This is a genomic window from Salmonella sp. 32120201201600049SM, from assembly GCF_017572835.1.
GTDB lineage: Bacteria > Pseudomonadota > Gammaproteobacteria > Enterobacterales > Enterobacteriaceae > Salmonella > Salmonella enterica.
On record NZ_JAGESA010000002.1, the window covers coordinates 171582 to 190373 of the forward strand.

At 45.3% G+C, this 18792-nt stretch carries 21 protein-coding genes and 2 pseudogenes; 7 read left to right on the forward strand and 16 right to left on the reverse strand.

Annotation, left to right across the window (positions count from 1 at the left end; all coding sequences use genetic code 11):
- Positions 1 to 106: 106 nt before the first annotated feature.
- Genes spaS through invF form a run of 13 tightly spaced genes read right to left on the reverse strand, consistent with a single transcriptional unit; the run spans position 107 to position 12506 of the window.
- Positions 107 to 1177, reverse strand: coding sequence for an SPI-1 type III secretion system export apparatus protein SpaS (spaS, locus tag J4650_RS06805; RefSeq protein WP_000097719.1), 1071 nt, complete (start codon positions 1175 to 1177; stop codon positions 107 to 109).
- Positions 1164 to 1955 (reverse strand): SPI-1 type III secretion system export apparatus protein SpaR, encoded by a 792-nt coding sequence (gene spaR / locus J4650_RS06810; RefSeq protein WP_000498965.1) that lies wholly within the window; start codon positions 1953 to 1955, stop codon positions 1164 to 1166. The genes spaS and spaR overlap by 14 nt, the downstream gene beginning before the upstream one ends.
- Before the next feature lie 3 nt (positions 1956 to 1958).
- Entirely contained in the window at positions 1959 to 2219 is a 261-nt protein-coding gene (gene spaQ / locus J4650_RS06815) for an SPI-1 type III secretion system export apparatus protein SpaQ (RefSeq protein WP_000342503.1), read from the reverse strand.
- A gap of 25 nt (positions 2220 to 2244) precedes the next feature.
- Complete coding sequence (spaP, locus tag J4650_RS06820; RefSeq protein ID WP_000526014.1) at positions 2245 to 2919, reverse strand: SPI-1 type III secretion system export apparatus protein SpaP; 675 nt, start codon at positions 2917 to 2919, stop codon at positions 2245 to 2247.
- Complete coding sequence (gene spaO, locus J4650_RS06825; RefSeq protein ID WP_000058741.1) at positions 2909 to 3820, reverse strand: SPI-1 type III secretion system protein SpaO; 912 nt, start codon at positions 3818 to 3820, stop codon at positions 2909 to 2911. Before spaO ends, spaP begins: the two co-directional genes overlap by 11 nt.
- Positions 3820 to 4830, reverse strand: coding sequence for an SPI-1 type III secretion system protein SpaN (gene spaN / locus J4650_RS06830; RefSeq protein WP_000503101.1), 1011 nt, complete (start codon positions 4828 to 4830; stop codon positions 3820 to 3822). Before spaN ends, spaO begins: the two co-directional genes overlap by 1 nt.
- Positions 4830 to 5273, reverse strand: a complete 444-nt coding sequence (gene spaM / locus J4650_RS06835) for an SPI-1 type III secretion system protein SpaM (RefSeq protein WP_000555884.1) — start codon at positions 5271 to 5273, stop codon at positions 4830 to 4832. The genes spaN and spaM overlap by 1 nt, the downstream gene beginning before the upstream one ends.
- Positions 5251 to 6546 carry a SctN family type III secretion system ATPase InvC gene (gene invC, locus J4650_RS06840; protein ID WP_000856766.1) on the reverse strand — a complete coding sequence of 432 codons (1296 nt, stop codon included), beginning with the start codon at positions 6544 to 6546 and terminating at the stop codon, positions 5251 to 5253. Before invC ends, spaM begins: the two co-directional genes overlap by 23 nt.
- Positions 6543 to 6950 carry an SPI-1 type III secretion system chaperone SpaK gene (gene spaK, locus J4650_RS06845; RefSeq protein WP_001164066.1) on the reverse strand — a complete coding sequence of 136 codons (408 nt, stop codon included), beginning with the start codon at positions 6948 to 6950 and terminating at the stop codon, positions 6543 to 6545. Before spaK ends, invC begins: the two co-directional genes overlap by 4 nt.
- A 23-nt stretch (positions 6951 to 6973) precedes the next feature.
- The gene (invA, locus tag J4650_RS06850) at positions 6974 to 9031 is read right to left on the reverse strand and encodes a type III secretion system export apparatus protein InvA (protein ID WP_000927219.1); all 2058 of its coding nucleotides are present in this window, start codon (positions 9029 to 9031) and stop codon (positions 6974 to 6976) included.
- A 24-nt stretch (positions 9032 to 9055) separates the two neighbouring features.
- The gene (invE, locus tag J4650_RS06855) at positions 9056 to 10174 is read right to left on the reverse strand and encodes a type III secretion system gatekeeper InvE (protein ID WP_000612171.1); all 1119 of its coding nucleotides are present in this window, start codon (positions 10172 to 10174) and stop codon (positions 9056 to 9058) included.
- Entirely contained in the window at positions 10171 to 11859 is a 1689-nt protein-coding gene (gene invG / locus J4650_RS06860; RefSeq protein WP_000848113.1) for a type III secretion system outer membrane ring protein InvG, read from the reverse strand. The genes invE and invG overlap by 4 nt, the downstream gene beginning before the upstream one ends.
- Positions 11856 to 12506, reverse strand: a complete 651-nt coding sequence (gene invF / locus J4650_RS06865) for a type III secretion system transcriptional activator InvF (protein WP_001728903.1) — start codon at positions 12504 to 12506, stop codon at positions 11856 to 11858. Before invF ends, invG begins: the two co-directional genes overlap by 4 nt.
- A 455-nt stretch (positions 12507 to 12961) precedes the next feature.
- Between invF and invH the strand changes: the two genes are divergently transcribed.
- From invH to J4650_RS06880, 3 genes are all read left to right on the forward strand, one after another.
- Complete coding sequence (gene invH / locus J4650_RS06870) at positions 12962 to 13405, forward strand: SPI-1 type III secretion system invasion lipoprotein InvH (RefSeq protein ID WP_023993678.1); 444 nt, start codon at positions 12962 to 12964, stop codon at positions 13403 to 13405.
- Positions 13406 to 13836: 431 nt separating this feature from the next.
- Entirely contained in the window at positions 13837 to 14286 is a 450-nt protein-coding gene (locus J4650_RS06875) for an STM2901 family protein (RefSeq protein WP_000381612.1), read from the forward strand.
- Positions 14271 to 14618 (forward strand): DUF1493 family protein, encoded by a 348-nt coding sequence (locus J4650_RS06880; protein WP_001669174.1) that lies wholly within the window; start codon positions 14271 to 14273, stop codon positions 14616 to 14618. Before J4650_RS06875 ends, J4650_RS06880 begins: the two co-directional genes overlap by 16 nt.
- Positions 14619 to 14890: 272 nt before the next feature.
- Here the strand turns inward: J4650_RS06880 and J4650_RS06885 are convergent, their stop codons facing one another.
- On the reverse strand, positions 14891 to 15217 hold the full coding sequence (locus tag J4650_RS06885) for a hypothetical protein (protein WP_000393300.1): 327 nt from the start codon (positions 15215 to 15217) through the stop codon (positions 14891 to 14893).
- A 240-nt stretch (positions 15218 to 15457) separates the two neighbouring features.
- Between J4650_RS06885 and J4650_RS06890 the strand changes: the two are divergent.
- From J4650_RS06890 to J4650_RS06900, 3 genes and pseudogenes are all read left to right on the forward strand, one after another.
- Positions 15458 to 15636, forward strand: a pseudogene (locus tag J4650_RS06890) (IS3 family transposase); the annotation flags it as partial.
- 269 nt (positions 15637 to 15905) lie between these two features.
- Entirely contained in the window at positions 15906 to 16196 is a 291-nt protein-coding gene (locus tag J4650_RS06895) for a DUF1778 domain-containing protein (protein WP_000855694.1), read from the forward strand.
- Positions 16193 to 16720: a GNAT family N-acetyltransferase gene (locus J4650_RS06900; RefSeq protein ID WP_023994249.1), complete on the forward strand. Its 528-nt coding sequence runs from the start codon at positions 16193 to 16195 to the stop codon at positions 16718 to 16720. Before J4650_RS06895 ends, J4650_RS06900 begins: the two co-directional genes overlap by 4 nt.
- A gap of 72 nt (positions 16721 to 16792) precedes the next feature.
- Here J4650_RS06900 and J4650_RS06905 read toward each other — a convergent pair.
- Positions 16793 to 17010, reverse strand: a pseudogene (locus J4650_RS06905) (IS5/IS1182 family transposase); the annotation flags it as partial.
- 334 nt (positions 17011 to 17344) lie between these two features.
- On the opposite strand from J4650_RS06905, the gene pphB reads away from it, so the two are divergent.
- A complete protein-coding gene (pphB, locus tag J4650_RS06910) occupies positions 17345 to 18001 on the forward strand; it encodes a protein-serine/threonine phosphatase (RefSeq protein WP_000420451.1) in 657 nt (218 codons plus the stop codon).
- Positions 18002 to 18171: 170 nt separating this feature from the next.
- Here pphB and J4650_RS06915 read toward each other — a convergent pair whose 3' ends face one another.
- Entirely contained in the window at positions 18172 to 18693 is a 522-nt protein-coding gene (locus J4650_RS06915) for a hypothetical protein (RefSeq protein WP_023994250.1), read from the reverse strand.
- Positions 18694 to 18792: the final 99 nt, after the last annotated feature.

The following is an 18792-nucleotide window of genomic DNA, read 5'->3' on the forward strand; positions in this document are numbered from 1 at the left end:
TAGAACTTAACGACTGCGTTTATCTGATGCAGTTATTAAACCCCGACGGTGGTTAGTGAACATTCAAAAAACGCCCAATGAATACATCGCTACTGCTTTACGCGGCTCAATGCCGTACCTCGTTTTCTTGTGGCTGAATAACGTCTTTGCCCGCGTTTTCTACCTCTTCCAGCCAAACCAGAAGACGTAAAACTTCATCAATTTCTTCCAGACTCACCAGATCATAACGGCGATGGGTTTTGAAAAGACTGCGCGCCAGTTTGATATCGACGATCACAGGTACGCCAACCTTCTCCGCATAGGCGCGGACGGCCAGTGCGCGCTGATTCGTTTCATACACCGAGATCATCGGAATCGGCATCAATTCGGGTTTAAAATAAATCCCGATCGTAATATGCGTGGGGTTGGCAACAATCAGGCGTGAGTTTTCAATATCAGATTTCACCTGTTCAGACAGAATTTCCATATGAACTTCACGTCTTTTAGATTTAACCTCTGGGTTCCCTTCCTGCTCCTTCATTTCACGCTTCACTTCTTCCTTATCCATTTTCATATCTTTCATGGTCAGGAAATATTCCGCAATAGCATCCAATAATAAGACAATCAATGCGCAAGCAAGGCAAGTTAATACCAATGCGAGGAGAAGTTCACGCCAAATGACGGCAATACCTACAATATTGCCATTTAGCTGAGAAAAGATTTCAACCTTATATTTCTTCCAGCAAATGATGGCGGCCACCACAAAGGATGAGAGATACAGTAGGGTTTTGACCGTATCTTTAACCGTGCGCATACTAAAAAGTTTTTTTGCCCCTTCTACCGGGTTTAACGCCGATAAATTAGGCTTTAATGCTTCTGTCGCCAGCACAAAACCGGCCTGTAATAACGCCGGTAATGCGGAACACACTAAGCAGAGCAGCATAAATGGAATCAGATATTTTAACCCTATCCCAAAAACGGCCAAACTGTAGTCAGCCATGCTCTGATCAAAATTATCCGCAATAATGATCTTAATTATCCCCATAAACTCATTAAATGAGCCATACGACACCAGATAGGCAATTCCTCCCAGCGTCAGGCAGGCGATAATGAGATCTTTACTTTTAAATGACTGGCCTTTTTTAGCGGAGTCTTCCAGCCGTTTTTTAGTCGGTTTTTCTGTTTTATTCGAGGACATGCGTCGCCCCTCGCTCGTAAAACCAACTGCTTAACCCTGTGGCCTGGAAAGAGAGTCGCAGTACATTGTCCGGTAGTACCGGAGAGAAATAAAGCAGCATAATTAAAACGGCAATGCCGCTTTTTACCGTCAGTGAAATCGCAAAAGCGTTCATTTGCGGAGCAAAGCGCGACAATAAACCCAGGAATACTTCTGACAGCAACAGCACTAATACCACCGGGCTGGCCAGAACCAACGCGTTTTGAGCCACCTGATTAATAAACGTTAATAGCGGCGGTAATGAAGGCGTGCACTCGTTCATCGGATCGCATAGCTGATAGCTTTTATTTAACACGTCAACCATCGTGACCAGACCGCCGTTTTGTAAATAAACGACAGCGGCAAACATATTCAGGAAATTAGCCATTTCCGAGGTATCAATACCGTTTGCCGGATCGATACTGCTACTTAGCGTTGCCCCTCGCTGGTTATCGATAATACAACCCAGCGCATGCATAACCCAAAAAGGCCATGACAGCAGACAGCCCAGCATGACGCCTACCGCCGCTTCTTGCAGAACTAACGGGATCATCGCCACCGATAAAAACGGCGGCGCCTCGTTCAATGCATGCGGCCATACTCCCAATGCCACCAGGATGATAATGGCGTTTCTCGGCGCGCCGCTTAATACCCCGCTATTCAAAAACGGCAGGAAGAAAAAAATCGGCGCCACGCGAGCAAACCCTAGCGCCGCAGACGCAACCAGGTGATGAATTTCAAAGTACAACGCGTAAAACATTTTTTACCCCTTAGCCAACGCCAGGAATATCACCTGACGCCCGTAAGAGAGTAAAACTTCGCCATACCAGCCAGAGAGTAAAAACAAGCATAAACACACGCCAAGTAATTTAATGCCAAAAGGCAGCGTCTGTTCCTGTAATTGCGTTACCGTCTGGAATAACCCTACCAGGAGGCCGATAATCGTTGCGACAATCGTCGGCCACCCTGACAGGATCAAAACAAGATAGAGCGCCTTATTACCTGCAAACACTAAATCATCCATTTAACTATCCCGTCTCGTAATGATGTCATGTTGCAATGTCCATATACTGTAATATCAATCCCTTAGACAGTAAGGTCCAGCCATCAAGCGCAACAAAAAGCACCAGCTTAATAGGTGTAGATATCGTCACCGGACTCATCATCATCATCCCCAGCGCCAGTAGCACGCTGGATACCACCAGGTCGACGACGACAAAGGGTAAATAGAGATAAAAACCAATTTTAAACGCGCTTTTTATTTCGCTCAGCGCATAAGCAGGTAATAACGCAAATATTGATGGTTTTTCAATTTCATCTTTGTCACGCTTTACCGTCTCGGTATCTTCTCCATACTGACGCTTCAGTTGCGCGTTTTCAAAAAACTGAACTAACTCGCGATCTGAATATTTGATCAGATAATCGCGATAACCATCCAGACCTTCATCAACGTGTTTACTTAATGACGAAATATCATTAAAGGTGACATCTTCGTCCTCAAAATAGACGTAGGCATCATGCATTATGGGCCACATAACAAACATAGAAAGCAGCAATGCGACGCCGTTAAGCGTCATATTTGAAGGTATCTGCTGCAATCCCAGGGCGTTACGCACCATGACAAATACAATAGAAAATTTAACGAAACAGGTTCCTGACGCAATAATAAATGGCAACAGGGTGGAAAATGCCAGTAAGGCAATTAATGAGATATCATTCCCCATTACCAGACTCGCTCAGCCATTCATGGATCTCAACGCCTAAGGTGTCATTCATCTGTACCAGTTCGCCATTACCCAGCAAAACACCATTCGCCATAATTTCAACGTTAAGTTCAGCATTGGTCGGCAGTGATAATAGCTGCTGCTGCCCCATGGCTTCGAGTTCGGCGAGGGTAACGTTCTTACGATACAAAACAAATTCCAGTTTGACGGGCAATTGGTTCAAGCCAGGCAGAGTTTCTGCAGTTTCAGTTGTATTATTTTCTTCTTCGATATGTTGAATATCTAACGTTTCCACAATAATTCCCCCTTCAACACGGTTGAAATGACCTAACTTTTTCGCGTAGCAATAAACTTCCGCACGGGAAGTACGAATCAGGAGTACATCTCCGATCCCGATTCGGCCCAGCAACGAACGCTGCGTATCACTGCTACCGATTACAAAGCGCAACGGCCAGCGCAGCATTTTCGGCCTGCCGCCCCCGACTGCAGGCAGTTCAGGAAGATATTCAAACCACAGGCCGCCCCGATCGCTCATAATGTGCAACAATTTCCCTTCCGGCAGCGCGCTTCCCGGCACGGGGTTCTCTACGCATAAACGCCGACAGGACAAATGCGGCACGGGCAACTCAAACGGTCGCTCTGTTGCAGCAAGCCAGGGAACGACCAGGTGCTCAGCGCCAGCAGAAACCGCCGCCCCCGCCAGAGCGGGAGAGACATGCTCAAGCCAGTCCCCAGGTTGAATCCACGCCGACCACCGTTTTTCTGCATCGCTCAACCGAACCCACATTCCCTGTCGCGTCGGATATTCCAGCGTCGCTTCCCGGCCATGGCGCTGGCATTCTGTCGCGGTTTGCGCCAATAGCCATTCGCGACGATCAATCTGTCTCACACGCAATGACATCAGGCGTCATCCTCCTCGCCAGATTGTTGTCTGTGCTGTTGCTGCTGCGGATTTTGTTGATCGTCTCGCGTCAGGTGCCAGCGCTGGGGATTACCGTTTTGCCATTGATCATGCAAACGATGTTCAACCTGCGTATTTGACGGTATTAACGAAAACTCCCCTGCTTGCCGCGCCTGAATATTGACGGAATAGTCATTTCCCCAGCGCTGAAAACGGTAAGTCAGCGAGCTATCCTCTCCTTTCACGCCATCGGCAGTGGGAAAAATAGTCATCATCGGCTTTGATTGCGCCGCTAAAGGCATTTTTTCATCGCCGCCGGTTAATTGGCTAAGATCGGCGATAGTGGTTGGTTGCAGCGGAAGCTGAGAAACATCTTTAACCTTTTTATGATCTTTATCGTCAGGCTTACCGGTATTGGCTGCGGCCATTCGGGCAGGTGCGACATCCCGCGCCAGCGGCGCGCCCTCTTTACGAACGCCTTCGCCCGCGATGGCTTTATTATCCCCAGGCAATGCCTTGATATTATCGTCAGAGATTCCCGTGGCGTTATCGGTTACTTCACTAACGGATTCCACAGCTTTTAAATCAGCAGATAATTTTTTACCGCTTACGCTTTCTAACGGCCTATTTTTAGGCGATAGCAACGCTGCGGATTTATCTACTTTGGCCTCCGCAGAAATCAAACCGACAGATTTTTCAGCAGTGACTTTCAACAGTTTTTCAGCAATCCTGAGTTCGCCTTTTCCGTTATGATGCAGACCAGAAACGTTGCCATTGTGATGTTCTGATTTCGCTGGCGCGCCATGTCGCCATGCCGCCAGTAATACCGGTAAAGCCGTTTCTTTATGCATTACGAAAGCATCGCCATAGTCGCGATCTTTTTTATCACCGGAATATTCTGTCTTATGTTTTTCCACCGCTTTTTTTAATGCTTCTGATAAACCGCCAACCTCATCCTGCTGCGGCAGTAAAATGTTCCCGGATGAACTGACAGCTGACACATCGCCCATTAAATTATCTCCTCTGACTCGGCCTCTTCCTGCTGTATCTCTCGCTGGATATAGTGTCTTTTCTGACGGATTATCCAGCGTTGATAGTTCCCTTCTTTGCGCAACCAATATTTACTTTTTTTCTGAAACTCTTCCCTTTTCTTTTCCAGCTCGCTCCGTTTTTCCTGAATTTGTATAATCTGGAGTTCTAAATCTTTTATCTGCCGGCGAACAATAGACTGCTTACGTAATAACGTATAAATTTCCTCACGACTGAGCTGTCTGTTTTCTGCACGCAGCGTATCTAATAACAATTTCAGACCCGCTATTTGTTCAAGGATCGCCTCCTCCTCGGCCTGCAGCCCGCGGTCCTCATCCTGATAGCGAAGTAATATCGACTCACACTGTGAATGAAATACCGTACAGCGCCGCTGCAATACTTTAATTCTGGTCAGCGAATGCATTCATACCGCTCAACGTGTCATCAAAGGATGAATACTGCGCTACCGGCTGGCATAACCAGGCTTTCAGGCTATCCCGCATCTGCATCGCCCGATCGTTATCGATATTTTCGCCAGGACGATATTCTCCCAAGTCAATGAAAAGCTGGAGCTCTTCCAGACGCGTCATTAATTTACGCACGGCAGATGCCTGTTCAGCATGTGTCGGCGTCGTGACTTGTCCAAAAACGCGGCTTACGCTTTTCAGTACATCGATTGCCGGGTAATGTCCCTGCCCGGCCAGCTTTCTGCTCAGATACAGGTGACCGTCAAGGATAGAGCGAATTTCATCCGCCATCGGGTCCGCCTCTTCCTCGCTTTCCAGTAGTACCGTATAAAAGGCAGTAATGCTTCCCTCGCTGGTCGCCCCGGGGCGTTCCAGCAAGCGGGGCAAATTATCGAATACGGAGGCGGGATAACCTCGACGGGCCGGACGCTCTCCCGACGCCAGTGCCACGTCTCGCAAAGCACGCGCATAACGGGTCATGGAATCGATAAAAAGCACAACCCGTTTTCCCTGGTCGCGAAAATATTCCGCTACGGTTGTCGCCAGTTGCGCCGCATTGCAGCGATCGACCGAGGGGAAATCGGAAGTGGCAAAAACCAGCACGCATTTTTCTTTCTTATGCGAAGCGCGTAACATATCCACGAATTCAGTGACCTCACGGCCTCGTTCACCGATAAGACCGATAACAAAGACATCCGCCTCCGTTTGCTCGATCAGCATATGCATCAGCATGGTCTTACCGCATCCTGCGGAGGCAAAAATGCCCATTCGCTGGCCTACGCCACAGGTCAATAACCCGTCAATCGCGCGCACACCGGTAATCAGCGGTTCACGGACGCCAACGCGCGAAGCGTAAGACGGCGGTGCGACATCAATAACGCGTTCTTCGCTAATCGGCGCCACTTCAGGGGTAAAACGCTCAACGATTTTCCCTGTCGGATCCAACACCGCGCCTAATACTGAGTATCCCACCCACGCCGATAACGCACGTCCAGTGGGATAAAGCACGACATCGCGGCTCAGCCCCTGGGCATTGCCGATAAGGCTCAGCACGGTGCGTTCCCGCTGTAAGCCAACCACCTGCGCACGTGCAACAACCTGTTTTTGGTGCCAGCCACGGCGTATTTCACACAGTTCGCCAATGGCCACATCGCGCAATTCCGCCTCAATAATTGGGCCGGTTATTTTTTGTGGGTAGGCCAGATATTGCAGTAAACGAGGTGTTTTCATCTCATTAGCGACCGACTAAAAACTTCCAGATAGTTGTAAAACCCATTCAAGGCAGTAGAGAACTTTTCACCGTCAGATAAAAAATCCGGATGCACTAAGGCTTTAAGCGTTAGCTCCCCATTCTGCTCCCCCAGTAGTAATTGCCCGCCGCGGGCAAAATGGCATCCTTCCATTATGGTCATTAAGATTTCATAAGCCCGCTGTTGTAATACCACCATGCTGTCAGCACCCAATTGCGCCCAGATCCATACATCATCGTCCTTGACGCTGATACAGATACTTGGCAATGCAAATAAATCCAGAACAATTGTTGAATGGCTATCTATTCCTCCGATGAGTGAAGGATCGCAACCACTTACTTCCAGTGCGGAACGAACTAATTCAGCGATATCCAAATGTTGCATAGATCTTTTCCTTAATTAAGCCCTTATATTGTTTTTATAACATTCACTGACTTGCTATCTGCTATCTCACCGAAAGATAAAACCTCCAGATCCGGAAAACGACCTTCAATCATTTTCTTAATAAATCGACGGACATCGACAGACGTAAGGAGGACAAGATCTTTATGTGCAATCAATAAATCATCCAACTTAAGTGTAATGAGATCCATCAAATTAGCGGAGGCTTCCGGGTCAAGGCTGAGGAAGGTACTGCCAGAGGTCTGACGGATCCCTTTGCGAATAACATCCTCAACTTCAGCAGATACCATTACTGCTCGTAATTCGCCGCCATTGGCGAATTTATGGCAAATATAACGCGCCATTGCCCCACGAATATGCTCCACAAGGTTAATGACATCTTTTTCTCTTGGCGCCCACAATGCGAGCGCTTCCATAATTAACTTCATATTACGCACGGAAACACGTTCGCTTAACAAACGCTGCAAAACTTCAGATATACGTTGTACCGTGGCATGTCTGAGCACTTCTTTAAGTAAATCAGGAAATTTCGCTTCCAGTTGGTCCAGCATATGTTTTGTTTCCTGAATACCGAAATATTCATTGACGTTGCGCGCCAGCGTCACCGCCAGACAGTGGTAAAGCTCATCAAGCGCGTTCCGCAACACATAGCCAAGCTCCCGGAGTTTCTCCCCCTCTTCATGCGTTACCCAGAAATACTGACTGCTACCTTGCTGATGGATTGTTGGATTAATGCCAAAGGAAACAACTTCATCGGAATAATTTACCACTCGCATCAAATCAAAATAGACCGTAAATTGTTCAACACGGATCTCATTAATCAACAATACGATGCTGTTATCGTCTAGGCCCTCGCCATCGCGTAACAATACTTCCGGCAGGCGCACGCCATAATCAATAAAGAACTGACTACGTAGACGCTCCGCAAGTTGAGCTTTTTCCAGATCTTCACGCCGGCTCTTCGGCACAAGTAATATCAACGGTACGGTCTCTGTAGAGACTTTATCGAGATCGCCAATCAGTCCTAACGACGACCCTTCTTTTTCCTCAATACTGAGCGGCTGCTCGCCTTTGCTGGTTTTAGGTTTGGCGGCACTACGTTTTGCTTCACGGAATTTAAAATAGAAGAGTACGCTTAAAACCACCGATAAAATAACAAAAACCGGCAGCGGGAATCCCGGCAGAGTTCCCATTGAAATGGTCAAAATAGCCGTAACAACCAATACAAATGGGTTGTTCAACAGCTGCGTCATGATATTCCGTCCCATATTATCGCTATCGCCATTTACGCGAGTCACGATAAAACCGGCACTAATCGCAATCAACAATGCGGGGATCTGGGCGACAAGACCATCACCAATGGTCAGCATGGTATAAGTAGACAGGGCGGAGGACAAATCCATACCATGGCGGGTCATCCCCACCGAAATACCGCCAATAAAGTTCACAAAGATGATAATGATGCCGGCAATAGCGTCACCTTTGATAAACTTCATCGCACCGTCAAAGGAACCGTAAAGCTGGCTTTCTCTTTCCAGTACGCTTCGCCGTTCGCGCGCGGCATCCGCATCAATAATACCGGCCTTCAAATCGGCATCAATACTCATCTGTTTACCGGGCATACCATCCAGAGAAAATCGGGCCGCGACTTCCGCGACGCGTTCTGAACCTTTGGTAATAACGATAAACTGGACCACGGTGACAATAGAGAAGACAACAAAACCCACCGCCAGGCTATCGCCAATAACGAATTGCCCGAACGTGGCGATAATTTCACCGGCATCGGCTTCAATCAAGATAAGACGGCTGGTACTGATTGATAATGCCAGACGAAAGAGCGTGGTAATTAACAGTACCGCAGGAAACGTTGAAAAACTGAGGATTCTGTCAATGTAGAACGACCCCATAAACACCAATATCGCCAGTACGATATTCAGTGCGATCAGGAAATCAACCAGATAGGTAGGTAATGGAATGACGAACATAGAAATGATCATCACCATTAGTACCAGAATCAGTAATTCAGGTCGTAAACGAGCACTGTTAAGTAGAGAAAGCAGCACTATAGGTATCCTGTTAATATTAAATTAAGACAGCTTTTCAATAGTACGACGCTGTTCTGCCATTTCATGCTTGTAGGCAATATCGGTCATACTACGTAACGCCATTAACAATTCTTCCTGCCAATATTCTTCATAAAAGAGTGAAGAGGGTATGGCTTTACATACTTGATAAAATATCTGCAAAAAGGATGCATGTTCTTTATGACTAAGCAATAATGCATTCAAACCTATAATATCGGCTAACAGCGAATCCACTTCATGTGGCTGTTGCAATAGCGAAAGCATCAGTAGTAGCCACGACGACTCCTCCGCATTAAACGCTTTGGTAAACGAATACGACAACAATGTACTCACAAACAGTAGGTCAGCGGAGCGCAACATTTTAAGTTGCGTCAGGCGTCGTAAAAGCTGGCCAAACTCCAGGCGCGAACAACTGGCGTCATTCGCGTCAATATCGGTTAATAGCGAACCCTCAATAAAATCCAGTACCACCAGTCGACGTTGATAGCCATAACTGGCTATCCAGTCAGAGTAAATCTCCACTTCATGTGATTCACTCTGGATAAATTGCCGATAGCTGGCGCGCAATAAGCCTGGTTTTAACGATAATGTTTTCCCAAAAAGCCGGGCCTTCAACGCACAATTAATCCCTGCCTTGAGGGTCTTCGGATCGGTTTGCTCTTCAACGTGCTTAAGTAACGACTCCAGCTTTTTCCGCACGATCTCTTCCAGGTCTTTACGACGAAGCAATTCGCGTAACACAAGGACTAAATCACTGGGGTCAGGAAATAAGCTACGCGCCTGACGTAAAAAATCTTCTAACGCGCCGCCATGTACGCTAATTAGCTTTAAGATTTGCTTCGCCTTCGGTAAAGCCTCATCTTCCAGCACGCGTTCAAAACTGTTAGATAAATTACTGGATTTTTTTTCATAATCGCGACGGTTACGAAATTGCGCCAGCGCCGCTGACATTTCGTCCGTCGACTGGACAAATTTTTGTACTTCCGCCCCTGGAGACGAATCCTCTGCGGCCTGTTGTATTTCCGCCTGTTGCGCATCAGTATGCTGGGTCGCATCCTGATGAGATGTCTGCCGGGACAATATTCTGGAAAATGAAATACCGGAGGTTGAGCCAGGAATCATTTAATTGCCTCCTGACCTCTATCCAGATAAACACGAACCCATTTCTGTAACTTATCGTCCCCACTCCAGGCACCGCTTTGCTTCAGAATATTGTTTACCGATTCGCTGGCATCCGGCGTTAACGGGTCGACAATTTCTTTTGGTTCAATCATGAACACACGAACAACATTACTTTTATTCTTACTGGAATAGCGGAACAGGCTACCAATAAGCGGTAATTTGCCTAAAAACGGAATACTTTGGACAGTATCGGTATTTGCATCCCGTGTATAACCCCCGACCAGCAAACTTTTTCCGTGCGGCACTCTCGCAATAGTGCTAATTAACGTTCGCCCGACTTCGGGTAACGCATCTACGGAGGTGGTAGTATCGGATTGCGGCGTCTTATCGTTGCCATCTTCAATGTCCAGCGACATTTCTATCTGACCATCTGCGGAAAAACGGGGCAGCACTCGGATCATTGTTCCGTATGTTACATGCTCAAGCGCCACATTACGTTCCCCAATCAGCTTGGTGTAAAACGTTCTGTTGTTATCAAAAATAGCGGGAACATTTTCCTGGGTCAGTAATACCGGGCGTGAAACCACCGTCGCCTGTTTCTTCTCTTCTAACGCATTGACCGCGGCGATGAATCGACTGCCATCGAGGGTACTTATTGAAGACTGGTTTAATGACACGCCAAGTTTGTCCCCAATAGTAATGCTGCCGCTCCATGAAGTGCCCAAACGCTCCAGATCGCTTTTATTAAGATCGACAATCCACAGGGATAATTCTACGTGACGTTTGGCGACATCCAGCGCTTTAACCAGCATTTCGATAAAATGCACCTGCTCAGCCGTTCCCTTTACTAACAAACTGTTGGTATCCGGATAGGCCACGATTTTAATATTGCCCGCCGCGGCATTTTGCTTTAAAGCTTCCTGCAGACTCATGCCACCGGCATAATTTGCTGCTTTACCTTTTTCTCCATTCGCTGAAAACGCTGGCATCGCCGGGGGTTCGCTACTGACAATATTACCTAAAGGTTGCTCTTCTCCCTGCAACAACCTTTCAATGGCCGTGGCAATACCGGGGATAACCATTTTCTGATCGCGCAGATTATAGGTACGATCGCCCACGAAGGTATTGTTCAGACGCATCACCCCTATTTTCTGACGTCCCAGCTCAATACCATCGTTTTGCTTGTCCATCATGGTGGCGGCGTTGACCACCATATCAACATAGACGGGTGGCCCTGAAACATAGAATGTTCCTTTACGGTTATCGCCACGTAGCGGGTAATTTTTGTTATATAAACCTGAGCGTTTTAGAAAATTGTTGAACTCATTGAGTGAGACGTTGCGTAAAGAAACCACGGCATTGCGCATTTCACTGGCGTCATAAATATAGATAGCCTGCCCATCGAAATACCAAATCAGCCCCAGTTGTAGGGAAAGCTTCTCCAGTAATGCGTTAGGATCGTGAAACTCAAAGTTGCCCGTAATTTTTTTTCGTGCCGCCATTTTGCTAACAATGACAGGCTCCTTTAGCTGTAGCGCCATGGCATCGAAAAATGTCCGCAGGCTATCGTCTTTCGCAACAAACCCACTTCCCGTTACAGGTATTTTTTCACTAGAATAACCAGGTGTAACCAGAACAAGCGCGGCACATGCCAGCACTCTGGCCAAAAGAATATGTGTCTTCATTTGTCTGCCAATTGAATAATATTTGATAATTTCCGCGGCGAAACGCCGATCAGCTCTTTGATCTCACTAGAAAAATGTGAAGGCGATGAGTAACCATGATTAACGGCTAATTGGGTGATGTTCTCGTGGCCTTCTACACTATTCAGCAGCGATTGCGCCATACGCCAGTTTCGTAATTCACTCTTCGCTTTTCCGCCCAACGCTCTGCTGCACAAACGACGAAAATGGGTATAAGAAACGCCATAGTCTTCTCCCAGCATTCTCATCGTGTTGCCGCTGGTTGACTGAGCGAGTAAATAGCCAACCAACCAGTAACTCTCGCTTTTTCGTAACAGCGCCAGTACCTTATTGAAAGCCGGAGAAGGCGTAATAATTTGCTGCAAAAACCAGTACTCGCAGCGTTTACGATCTTGCCAAATAGCGCGAAACTCGGGACTCAGCAAAACCCATTTATCGGATTCAGCATATGTCGTGTCCACTAACCCTGCGCCATCGATAAATGCCAGTAATTTGCTGAGTACTTCAATTTTTAACGGTCGAAAAACCAGGTCTCCTGATACTGGTGCGACAACAGCCTGCTCGCAAAAAAGCAGCGCGCCTTCCTGAATCAGGCAGTTTTCATTGTGTCGGCCTTCAGAAAATGACATATGCAGCTTTTGCGCGGAACACGTCTGTATAAACCATGCTTCCGGGCTGCGGATTTTCCGCTTCTCTCCTTCTTTAAGTACTTCCTGCGTATTTAGCATAGTTGTCAGCACCAGTTAAAAATCATTTTAATATGTAAACAATACCGGGAGCGGGTGGCAAAATCCTGATGCAAACATTATGAAACTGATGCCACCCGCTAATTAAATTAGCCAACTTGCACAGCGCTCGCTGATTTAAAATAGAAAATCAGCTCATAGTGTATAAATTCTGGCTTATTATTCTGCAGCAGCAAAAATTCAGATATTGTCATCGGGATGGAGAATTAATTATTTATATCAGGAGTTTTTTTTGCTAGCATTCCTGAAACGCATTCGCCCCTTATCACTATTGTCAGATAACATTCTGACGGTTGTGTAAAAACATTGCGCCTCATTCTTCTGTAGTTGGAGTTAATATGAAAAAATTTTATAGCTGTATTCCTGTCTTTTTACTGATCGGCTGTGCTCAGGTGCCCCTCCCTTCCTCCGTGAGCAAACCGGTACAGCAACCTGGCGCTCAGAAAGAGCAACTGGCCAACGCAAATAGTATTGATGAGTGTCAGTCTCTTCCGTATGTGCCGTCAGACCTTGCGAAGAATAAATCATTATCAAACCAGAACGCTGATAATTCCGCATCAAAAAATAGCGCAATCAGCTCAAGCATTTTTTGCGAAAAATATAAACAAACCAAAGAACAGGCGCTCACCTTCTTCCAGGAACATCCACAATACATGCGTTCGAAAGAAGATGAAGAGCAACTCATGACCGAATTTAAAAAAGTTTTGCTTGAACCCGGAAGTAAGAATTTAAGCATATATCAGACGTTACTTGCTGCCCATGAAAGACTGCAAGCCTTATAAGGCCATATCACCGTTGGCTGAACTCATCATGATATAATTAAGACCATATTTTGCATTGCCACTTAATATCAATATAATTATTATAGCTATGGTCACTTTTACGGTTGGCCATTTGTCTCTTACGTTGCATTTATCAATCTGCTTTTTGATACAGCAGCACCTCGCTGCTGCTTTTTTTATTGGCGATAAAGAACTGTCTTCCAGACTCGGGAAAATAGCCGAAACTTATACTGACAAACTATCGTCTCGTATATCGCGGTAAACTGACATCCCCCTCTTGCCCCACATGTTGGCATTCTTACGATACCCCATCCACTTTTCGCGGATAACGTTCTTTTTACCCGTGACAGCGTATTGACGACCAAGCTAGTATAGCGGCAGAAACGTCCCGATGCCTGGAATGAATGGCAAACAGTCTATAAGGTGATTGAATGGATACGACAGAAGAACTAAACGGAACCTACTTCTACCACGGACAATCGAACCTGTCAGCAGGTGAACTATTTGATGTAATTTTCCTTGAGCAATTTTGTGATGAACTTGGGATTGGCATTGAGTCAGGTGCTGCTATCCTCGCCGGGCAACCGTGGTTAAAAACCAGAACGAAACCGGGAGAGGCAATCAAAGGGACAAGTGTTATCTCCAGGTATGGGAGAATGCTTTTACGAAATGCACGAACTCCTTTTGGTATTAGAGTTCCTACACCCGTTGGTATAAGAATGCGAAAAACAAATAATCTTGCCGCAGTCATAGCACGATATGTTCCATGGTTAGGTTGGGTTGGTCTTGTGAATTCAATTTACCAGGTATCAAGGAGAACTCAGGCAAAATACAACCTAATAGCACGCCCTAAAGATCGTATACAATGGACATCCTTTTGATGGACACAATTCAGCAAGAGGTGTTAGCACTCTTCCGTGAAGAGATTCCCGGATATTTAGACAGCAATTGGAAAGAAATCCCATTAGAACTTGATTCTGATTTATTTGAAGCTCCAGGCGATGACCTGCATGAAGCTTTGGATAAATTTGAAAAAAAATTTAATGTAGATTTATCACAAGTTAAATGGTCGTGTTATTTCCCTTGGGAGAATACTCCACTGCTTACACGATGGTTTAAATTAAAACGGGAAGATGTAGAACGAACTCGTAAGCCTTTAACAATCAGAATGTTTTCTGAATCAGCGAAAGCTGGGAAATGGCTTTATGATTAATGAAAAATATGTCGAATTAATCAGGAGCTAATTACTATGAATTTTGTTAATCGATTAAAATTAAAAGTAGTAAATTCCATATACTTTTCAAATTAAAATAATGTGTTGTATCTACCTTTCGACCACCAGTAACTCTGACGCCATCCGTTTTAAATTGACCATTTGGTTCTGGTGGTATATCGCGAGTAGATATTTCTGAAGTACTTGACTATTCACTCTTTTTTAGCCTGCATGTATGGTGGCGACGATGCTGTTACATAGGTACCGGTATATTACCAAATTGATTCTGCCAGATATCCCGCCTCACGTAGAGCATTCATAATTTTATTCGCTAATTCATACTGATATTCATACGAGGTATTCTCCATGGAAAATACCGTTAATTCATATTTATAATACAGCCAACCATCATTCTCATTTATCAACTTAGGATTACAGTCATAATTTATTTCTATTGTAATCATTGTATTTTCGTATCTTAAATATAATAAGTTCACTTTTATTATGTCTGGAATCCCTTGGGATAAAAAATCAATTAACTCATATTTATCCAGATCAGACTCAACAACGATTGTGAATTCAGAGTTAACTTCTTCCATTATGGAACCTCAATATATGGGCCTCTATTAAACGGTGATGATTGTTTCATTACCGATACCTGTATTTTTGTTACATCATCCGGATGAAAGTGTAGGATATACATCCTCCCATATGCCACCTTCATCACCAGGGCCTAATGCACGCCGTTGAGCCTTTGTTGATTTTTAACCTTCTGATCTTACTCAGCAATAGTGGACACGCAACTAAGTGAGTAAACGCTCAAGCAAGAGGTGACTCACATAACAAAACCAGCATCAACCACCAATAAGCCACGCAAGCAGCACACGCCTGAAAGCCCTGAAACTGGCGGAACGCATTGGGGTGGCCGCTGCCACCCGCGAGCTTAACCTGTATAAATCACAGATCTACAGCTGGCGAAACTCAGCTCTCTTCTTCTGAACGTGAGCAGGAGATGTCCGCCGCTTAGGGTTGTGTCCCTATTACGCGGGTAGGATCAATCAAGCAGTTACGGCAAAAAAGAGAATCATGAATATATTTAGCAAACTCCCTGATGATACGTAATCAGTGAGATTAAAGTAATACAATCGCGATAAACCGAAGTTAATCCCCTGTTTAAAGACAGTGAACGACCTTCTTGCCATGCCTGGACTATATCAGCCTCACATGTACGCCTTGAAAGCGTACAGATATGTATTATAATTGTACATATTGTTCATAAACAGGAGGATGAAAACCATGCCTCAGATAGCTATAGAATCTAACGAAAGACTGTCGTTACGTGTATCGACGGATGCCAAAAAGTTGATAGTCCGCGCTGCGGCAATCCAGCAAACCAACCTGACGGATTTTGTGGTCAGTAACGTACTACCTGTCGCACAGAAGATTGTTGATGCCGCCGAACGGGTATATCTGACGGAGCGTGATACTCAAATGATCATGGAAATTTTAGATAACCCGCCAGCGCCGAATGAAAAGCTTCTTGCCGCTGCTTTCGCCCTGCCGGACATGAAGAAATGATGTTTACAGACTGGCATGAGGCCGCGATAGGGAAAACCCACAATCGAATGAATTTTGATTGTGGGGATGCCGATCTGAACCAATTCCTACAACGCCATGCACTACAAAATCATGAGAAAGGGACAACGAAAACCTATGTTGCGCTTGATAATTCGGATGTTACACGTATCCACGGCTTTTACTCAGTCAGTCCTGCATCACTGATATATGCACAGGTTCCCGGCGCAATCAGCAAAGGATTAGGGAGATATGATGTGCCAGTGTTTCGTCTGGGTCGTTTAGCCGTAGACAAATCTATGCAGGGGCAAGGGCTGGGAGCACAACTTTTGTTATCTGCCGGAAAGCGTTGCATACAGGCGGCTTTGCAGGTCGGCGGCGTAGCCCTGCTTATTGATGCCAAAAATAAACAGGTCTGCGACTGGTACAAAGGATTTGGCGCAGTACCATTAAACAATCAACCCCTTTCCTTGTTGCTGTCGTTTAAAACGCTTTATGCTGCTTTATCTGCATCTGGTAGGTTATGACAACATGAGGCTTTGTTGAATAATTCAGAATCGGCCAACGATAAGGATACAGGACTCCCACCGGAGCACTCGTTATACGAGCCTGACGCTGGTCGGCATTGCCAACAACGTCATCCGGTTCAGCGCTTTGACCATCGCCATCACTTCACCCACCTGCGCGTCATGGTTCCGCAGGCTCAGATGGCCGCCCAGCAAGGTTTTGATACGGAACATGACCGTTTCCGCCACTGAACGACGGTGATAGCCCACTTTCTTTTCCAGACCTCATTGCTGCCGCTCAGATGTTGATTTTAAACTTTTGCTTTGCCATGGGAACCCGATGCTGAAACGACAGTAACGATCAGATCCGCCAATCTCTTTATTCAACAAAGCCCCTTCGGGATAGAGCTTTCGCTGAGCGGGAAAGTATGCCTTTGCAATTAATCAGTAAAGTGTTGCGCGAGAAATAGTGCATCTTTCAAGCACATCGTCTACTTTAATTAACCGATTCATAAAATATATATTACCTGTTCATTTCTAGCTTGTAGATTATTTTAATAACTGTGTATTTTAAAGAATAAAAATTAATATTACTCTACTTTTTTGTTATAATACCAGACTCCAAAATTGTGCTATAGGAACATCATGGAATTAATTCGTTATGCTGACATCAACAGCGATCTCTATCGCCACATTTGGGTCGTTGGTGATATTCATGGATGTTACTCCTTATTGTTAACCAGACTGGCTCAATTAAATTTCTCTCCTGATACCGATCTCTTGATCTCCACTGGAGATAACATTGATCGAGGAAAAGAAAACCTTGAAACACTGAGACTGTTAAATGCCTCATGGTTTATTTCTGTAGTGGGTAATCATGAAGCTATGGCGCTTGACGCTTTTGAAACACAGGATGGCAATTTCTGGTATGTAAACGGTGGTTACTGGTACGACTCGGTCACCGAAAAAGACAGGCAAGAAGCCACTGAGCTATTACTAACTTTTAAGCAGCGTCCTCACATCATAGAGGTTGAAACGTCCTCAAAGAAGTACGTGATTGCCCATGCCGATTATCCAGATGACAGCTACGATTATGGGAAGCAAGTTGATATTGATAGCGTTCTATGGTCACGCGATCGTCTGCTTGGTTCGTTACAGGGGAATATCCATCCAATACGCGGTGCGGATACTTTCATCTTCGGCCATATGATTGTTGACTACACAACAACATTCGCCAATCAAATCTACATTGACACAGGTTCTTTCTGTTCAGGCAATCTGTCTTTTTTTAAAATAAAGTAATCTGGAAATAGAATTATATAATATCAACCCTCCCTGCATTATGGGCAATGATATAGCCTTCAATAAATACCATTGCCCATTCGTAATAGCGTCTAAATTTCGCGTTTTTCTGCCGATTTCATCATTAAGATCGCTGACCAAAAAACGAAGCCGTAATCCGACGCAGGTAGTTACTCGATCGCCTGAGAAGAGTAAAGATCGCACATCTCAAGATACCTATCGGAAGAAAGCGCAATAACCGTGGTGGCGAAATGGATCGGCTTGCCTTCATGCAACACAATCTTGATTACAGTCTCGAGTTTGGAAGCATCCGCTCCCCTCTTAATTTTGTTGGGATTTCTCTTTGTTGCGAGCATGGTCTGAACTAATTGCCTGGCTACTTGCCTTGTTTCGTCAATATTTGGAAAATCGAACACATTTCCAACTTTTACTTTCAAGACAGAACTTGGCTTCCTACCCTCACTGACATTACGATCTGACGAGGCTACTCTTCGCTGGATTACGTAGGTTTTTTTCGTCAAACTGGCTTTTACCCCGAAACCAGCAGGAGCTTCTCTGTGGTCATCGAAAACAATGTAGAGTTTTTGAGCTGGGTTAGCTTCGAAAACGATTTTTCCAGAGCGACTGAGTGCAGGCTTAACATTGATACTTAACTTGTTGATAATGAAAGGCTGGCTGAGAGTTGTTTTCAAAGTATCACCCCTGTTGTAGTCCAGGAATGATGAGAATGTAACCTGTCACATTTTAGGCTACAGGTGAGCTACAAATTTATGGGTTTATGTGAGTTTATA

What these genes read in the sequence shown, in the direction of transcription:
- spaP (WP_000526014.1), bottom strand. Translation starts at nt 2,919, where the DNA reads ATGGGGAATGATATCTCATTAATTGCCTTACTGGCATTTTCCACCCTG.
- spaQ (WP_000342503.1), bottom strand. Translation starts at nt 2,219, where the DNA reads ATGGATGATTTAGTGTTTGCAGGTAATAAGGCGCTCTATCTTGTTTTG.
- invF (WP_001728903.1), bottom strand. Translation starts at nt 12,506, where the DNA reads ATGTCATTTTCTGAAGGCCGACACAATGAAAACTGCCTGATTCAGGAA.
- J4650_RS06885 (WP_000393300.1), bottom strand. Translation starts at nt 15,217, where the DNA reads ATGGAAGAAGTTAACTCTGAATTCACAATCGTTGTTGAGTCTGATCTG.
- spaN (WP_000503101.1), bottom strand. Translation starts at nt 4,830, where the DNA reads ATGGGCGATGTGTCAGCTGTCAGTTCATCCGGGAACATTTTACTGCCG.
- J4650_RS06880 (WP_001669174.1), top strand. Translation starts at nt 14,271, where the DNA reads ATGGACATCCTTTTGATGGACACAATTCAGCAAGAGGTGTTAGCACTC.
- spaM (WP_000555884.1), bottom strand. Translation starts at nt 5,273, where the DNA reads ATGCATTCGCTGACCAGAATTAAAGTATTGCAGCGGCGCTGTACGGTA.
- J4650_RS06875 (WP_000381612.1), top strand. Translation starts at nt 13,837, where the DNA reads ATGGATACGACAGAAGAACTAAACGGAACCTACTTCTACCACGGACAA.
- invE (WP_000612171.1), bottom strand. Translation starts at nt 10,174, where the DNA reads ATGATTCCTGGCTCAACCTCCGGTATTTCATTTTCCAGAATATTGTCC.
- spaK (WP_001164066.1), bottom strand. Translation starts at nt 6,950, where the DNA reads ATGCAACATTTGGATATCGCTGAATTAGTTCGTTCCGCACTGGAAGTA.
- pphB (WP_000420451.1), top strand. Translation starts at nt 17,345, where the DNA reads ATGGAATTAATTCGTTATGCTGACATCAACAGCGATCTCTATCGCCAC.
- invH (WP_023993678.1), top strand. Translation starts at nt 12,962, where the DNA reads ATGAAAAAATTTTATAGCTGTATTCCTGTCTTTTTACTGATCGGCTGT.
- J4650_RS06900 (WP_023994249.1), top strand. Translation starts at nt 16,193, where the DNA reads ATGATGTTTACAGACTGGCATGAGGCCGCGATAGGGAAAACCCACAAT.
- invG (WP_000848113.1), bottom strand. Translation starts at nt 11,859, where the DNA reads ATGAAGACACATATTCTTTTGGCCAGAGTGCTGGCATGTGCCGCGCTT.
- J4650_RS06895 (WP_000855694.1), top strand. Translation starts at nt 15,906, where the DNA reads ATGAAAACCATGCCTCAGATAGCTATAGAATCTAACGAAAGACTGTCG.
- spaO (WP_000058741.1), bottom strand. Translation starts at nt 3,820, where the DNA reads ATGTCATTGCGTGTGAGACAGATTGATCGTCGCGAATGGCTATTGGCG.
- invC (WP_000856766.1), bottom strand. Translation starts at nt 6,546, where the DNA reads ATGAAAACACCTCGTTTACTGCAATATCTGGCCTACCCACAAAAAATA.
- spaR (WP_000498965.1), bottom strand. Translation starts at nt 1,955, where the DNA reads ATGTTTTACGCGTTGTACTTTGAAATTCATCACCTGGTTGCGTCTGCG.
- spaS (WP_000097719.1), bottom strand. Translation starts at nt 1,177, where the DNA reads ATGTCCTCGAATAAAACAGAAAAACCGACTAAAAAACGGCTGGAAGAC.